The sequence below is a fragment of the Mycobacterium sp. genome, from assembly GCF_049802695.1.
Taxonomy (GTDB): Bacteria; Actinomycetota; Actinomycetes; order Mycobacteriales; family Mycobacteriaceae; genus Mycobacterium.
In genome coordinates this window covers 1-4,389 of sequence record NZ_JBARMY010000565.1, presented here as the reverse complement: position 1 = coordinate 4,389, position 4,389 = coordinate 1, and the positions used below count along the sequence as shown (strand labels likewise).

General features: G+C 69.4%; 4 protein-coding genes and 1 pseudogene. 3 read left to right on the top strand and 2 right to left on the bottom strand.

Annotation, left to right across the window (positions count from 1 at the left end):
• Positions 1 to 559, bottom strand: a 559-nt coding sequence (locus tag WA317_RS22185) for an FAD-dependent oxidoreductase (RefSeq protein WP_425175080.1), incomplete at its 3' end; no start/stop codon positions are given.
• A gap of 50 nt (positions 560 to 609) precedes the next feature.
• On the bottom strand, positions 610 to 1,671 hold the full coding sequence (gene hemE, locus WA317_RS22180; protein ID WP_425175079.1) for a uroporphyrinogen decarboxylase: 1,062 nt from the start codon (positions 1,669 to 1,671) through the stop codon (positions 610 to 612).
• A gap of 82 nt (positions 1,672 to 1,753) precedes the next feature.
• On the opposite strand from hemE, the gene WA317_RS22175 reads away from it, so the two are divergent.
• The 3 genes and pseudogenes from WA317_RS22175 to WA317_RS22165 all read left to right on the top strand — a co-directional run.
• Entirely contained in the window at positions 1,754 to 2,581 is an 828-nt protein-coding gene (locus WA317_RS22175; RefSeq protein WP_425175078.1) for an enoyl-CoA hydratase/isomerase family protein, read from the top strand.
• A 126-nt stretch (positions 2,582 to 2,707) separates the two neighbouring features.
• A pseudogene (locus WA317_RS22170) lies at positions 2,708 to 3,342 on the top strand (DUF3000 domain-containing protein).
• Between the two features lie 57 nt (positions 3,343 to 3,399).
• A partial coding sequence (locus tag WA317_RS22165) for an HRDC domain-containing protein (RefSeq protein WP_425175077.1) occupies positions 3,400 to 4,389 on the top strand: 990 nt, incomplete at its 3' end.

The following is a 4,389-nucleotide window of genomic DNA, read 5'->3' as shown; positions in this document are numbered from 1 at the left end:
GCCCGGGGGCAGCCGCACGCAAACCGATGGTCGCCGACGACCCCGCATACACCCCGCCCAGCAGCGGGTCCACCGAGCGGGCGACCACCTGCTCGCCGAACCGGTCGGCCACCAGCTCCGCGACCGCCGGGTCGCTGCCCACGCGCCAGTGCAAATGCCGAGCCGGCTCGTCGCGTATCTGGGCGATCGTGGTGTCGTCGACGAGCCCGACGACGGATTCAGCCGACGAAGGGATGCCCACCACGGTGCGGGGCGGCAGCGGGTGCAGCCGACCCTGGCTGTAAATCAGCGGTCGCGCGCCGGTGGTACTGACCCGTCGGTCGGCCAAGCCCAGCTCCGTCAAAAGCGCCAACGCCTCGGGCCGGCGAACCACGAACGCTTCAGCGCCGACGTCCATCGGCTGCCCGCCGACATGTTCGGTGCGCAACGCCCCGCCGAGCCGATCGGCCGGGTCGAGCAGCGTGATCACCGCGTCGTCACCCACGGCCGCACGCAACCGGTACGCCGCTGTCAAACCTGAAATGCCGCCGCCGACAACGCAATAAGACCCAGCCCTAATTGGCCGGCTCCTCCTCGGGCGGTTCCCGCCCGCATCGTCGCCGAACCCAGTCATAACGTATGGACCAAGGACACCAGCTCGGTCAGCAGCCCGGGATCGGTGTCGGGCAGCACACCGTGGCCCAAGTTGAAGACGTGGCCGGCAGCACCGGCGTCGACGGCGCGGCGCCCATCGTCGACCACCGCATGAGCGGTCCGCTGCACCGCCGGCCAGCCCGCCAGCAGCACCACCGGATCGAGGTTGCCTTGCAGCGCAGTGCCGGGCTCGACCCGGCCGGCGGCGTCGGTCAGCGAAGTGCGCCAATCGACCCCGACCACCGGCGCAACAGCCGGCTTGACGGCCTCTGACATCGCGCCGAGCAACTCGGCGGTACCGATGCCGAAGTGCGTCATCGGCACACCCCGGTCGGCCAACGCCTCGAAGACCCGCGCGCTGTGCGGCAGCACGAACTGCCGGTAGTCGGCCAGCGACAGTGTTCCGGCCCAGGAGTCGAACACCTGGATGGCGTCCACGCCGGCGTCGAGTTGCAGTCGCAAGAAAGCGATGGTGAGGTCGGTCAGCTTTGCCATCAACGCATTCCAGGCGGCCGGGTCGGCCAGCATCATGGCCTTGGTCCGGGCGTGGTGGCGGCTGGGGCCGCCCTCCACCAGGTAGGACGCCAAGGTGAACGGCGCACCCGCGAAGCCGATCAGCGGGACTTCACCGAGTGCGGCCACCAGCAACGCGACCGCCTCGGCGACCGGCTGGACAACCTGCAGCGCAAGTGGTTTCAAAGCCTCGACGGCGGCCGCGTCGCGCACCGGCTGGGCGATCACCGGTCCGACGTCGGGAACGATGTCCAGGTCGATGCCGGCGGCGCGCATCGGCACGACGATGTCGGAGAACAGTATCGCCGCGTCGACGCCGTGGCGGCGCACCGGCTGCAGGGTGATCTCGCAGATTAACTCCGCGTCGAAGCAGGCCGCCAGCATGCTGGTGCGTTGCCGCAGCTCCCGATACTCGGGCAGGGAACGGCCCGCCTGCCGCATGAACCACACCGGAACCCAGTGCGGCTTGCGCCCGCTGGCCGCGGCCAGGTAAGGCGATTCGGGAAGATCGCGACGCGTGTTCATCGTGCTCAATGCTGCCACGGCGGCTGCTCCCTCCACCCGTCCGTAACATCGACGCTGCCTTTCCGATCAGTCAGGAGCCGGGATGCACGTCAGCTACGAGGAATTCCCCAGCCTTCGCTTCGAGTCCGGCGCCCCCGGGGTGCTGCACATCGTCTTGGACGCGCCCGGCCTCAATTCGGTCGGGCCGCAGATGCATCGCGACCTTGCCGACATCTGGCCTGTGCTGGACCGCGATCCCGACGTGCGTGTCGTGCTGGTCCGCGGCGAGGGCAAAGCGTTCTCCTCCGGCGGCAGTTTCGAGTTGATCGACGAGACCATCAACGACTACGCCGGCCGGCTTCGCATCATGCGGGAAGCCCGCGACCTGGTGCTCAACATGGTCAACTTCGACAAACCGGTGGTCTCGGCCATCCGCGGCCCGGCCGTCGGGGCGGGCCTGGTGGTGGCGCTGCTCGCCGATGTCTCGGTGGCCGGGCGCACCGCGAAGATCATCGACGGCCACACCAAGTTGGGGGTGGCCGCAGGCGACCACGCCGCGATCTGTTGGCCGCTGCTGGTCGGGATGGCTAAGGCCAAGTACTACCTGCTCACCTGCGAGCCGCTGGTCGGTGAGGAGGCCGAACGCATCGGCCTGGTATCGACGTGCGTCGACGACGACGAGGTGCTGGCGACAGCGACCCGCATCGCCGACGGCCTTGCGCAGGGGGCCCAGAACGCAATCCGGTGGACAAAACACAGCCTCAATCACTGGTACCGCATGTTCGGGCCCACCTTTGAGACCGCGCTGGGCTTGGAGTTCCTCGGCTTCAGCGGACCCGACGTGCACGAGGGTCTGGCCGCGCACCGCGAGAAGCGCCCGGCCCGCTTCACCGACACCGACGGCTCGACAACGCCGGGGGCGACTCGCTGACCGGCGCGCCTCTCCCACGTGTCGGCGGATAGGTCTAGCGTCGAGTGTTGTGACCCGCGCCGACGACGCTCTAGCCCGAGCGATGAGGTGGGGGCACCTCCCGTTTGCGGGGGAAGAGCGGCGCTCATGACATCGCCCGACGACGATGCAGAGCGCAGCGACGAGGAGGAGCGGCGCTGATGACTTCGCCCGAACCGGCCCCGTTCCGCGCCGCTGTGGCGGCAATGAACAGCGCCTCCGTGCGGACGGATATCGAGCTCGGACCCATCCGGCCTCCGCAGCGCCTGGCGCCGTACAGCTACGCGCTGGGCGCCGAGATCAAACACCCCGATCTTGACATCGTTCCCGAGCGCTCCGAAGGCGACGCCTTTGGCCGGCTGATTCTGCTGTACGACCCGGACGGATCGGACGCCTGGGACGGCACCATGCGGCTGGTGGCTTACATCCAAGCCGACCTGGACTCCCACGAGGCGATCGACCCGCTGTTGCCGGAGGTCGCCTGGAGCTGGCTGACCGAAGCGCTCGAGGCGCGCTCCGAGGCCGTCACCGCGCTCGGCGGCACCGTCACCGCCACCACATCGGTGCGTTACGGCGACATCTCCGGGCCGCCGCGCGCCCACCAACTCGAGCTGCGAGCGTCCTGGACCGCGATCACCCCCGCGATCGGGACCCATGTCGAGGCGTTCTGCGAGGTGCTCGAGCATGCCGCCGGCCTGCCGCCGGTCGGGGTGACTGATCTGGGATCGCGGTCCCGCGCGTGACATGAGCCGCGCCGGCGACGAAGATGCCGGTGCAGCCGGGATTGAGGAGCGGCGCACATGAGCCACGCCGGCGACGAAGATGCCGGCACCACCGAGCCCGAGGCCACCCCGCTGCTTCGCCCCGCCGGTGGCGTTCCGAAGCTGTCGGTCAGCGCCGCCGAAATCGCCGCGGCCGCCGAGGTGTTGAGCAACGGCCACGGGCCGTTCGCTGTGGACGCCGAGCGGGCCTCGGGTTTCCGCTACTCGAACCGGGCTTACCTGATCCAGATCCGGCGCGACGGCGCCGGCACCGTCCTGATCGATCCGGTCAGCCACGGCGGTGACTCGCTGACGGTGCTGCAGCCCGTCGCCGAAGTCCTCAACGCTGACGAATGGATTTTGCACGCCGCCGATCAGGACCTGCCGTGTTTGGCCGAGGTCGGTATGCGGCCACCGGCGCTGTACGACACGGAGCTGGCCGGACGGCTGGCAGGGTTCGAACGGGTGAACCTCGCGGCCATGGTGCAGCGGTTACTCGGTCTGGGCCTGGCCAAAGGGCACGGCGCAGCCGACTGGTCGCAGCGACCACTACCGGAGGCGTGGCTGAACTACGCGGCGCTGGACGTCGAAGTCCTCATCGAACTGCGAGACGCGATCGCGGCAGTGCTGGCTGAGCAAGGCAAAACCTACTGGGCCGCTGAAGAATTCGACTACCTAAGGACATTCGTCACGCCGCCCACCCGGCGCGACCGGTGGCGACGCACGTCAGGGATCCACCGGGTGCATGACCGGCGCGGACTGGCCGCTATCCGCGAACTGTGGACGGTGCGCGACCGGATCGCCCGGCGCCGCGACGTCGCGCCAGGCCGCATCCTGCCCGACTCAGCCATCGTCGAAGCCGCCCTCGCTGACCCCATATCCGTCGACGATCTTGTCGCTCTTCCGGTGTTCGGTGGGCGCAAGCAGCGCCGCAGCGCCACAACGTGGTTGGCGGCCGTCGAGGCCGCGCGGGAGAACCCAGACCCGCCGGAAACGGCCGAGCCGGCTAACGGGCCACCACCCGCGGTG

Excerpts from the sequence above, each read along its gene's own strand:
- WA317_RS22175 (WP_425175078.1), top strand. The coding sequence starts at position 1,754 with ATGCACGTCAGCTACGAGGAATTCCCCAGCCTTCGCTTCGAGTCCGGC.
- hemE (WP_425175079.1), bottom strand. The coding sequence starts at position 1,671 with ATGAACACGCGTCGCGATCTTCCCGAATCGCCTTACCTGGCCGCGGCC.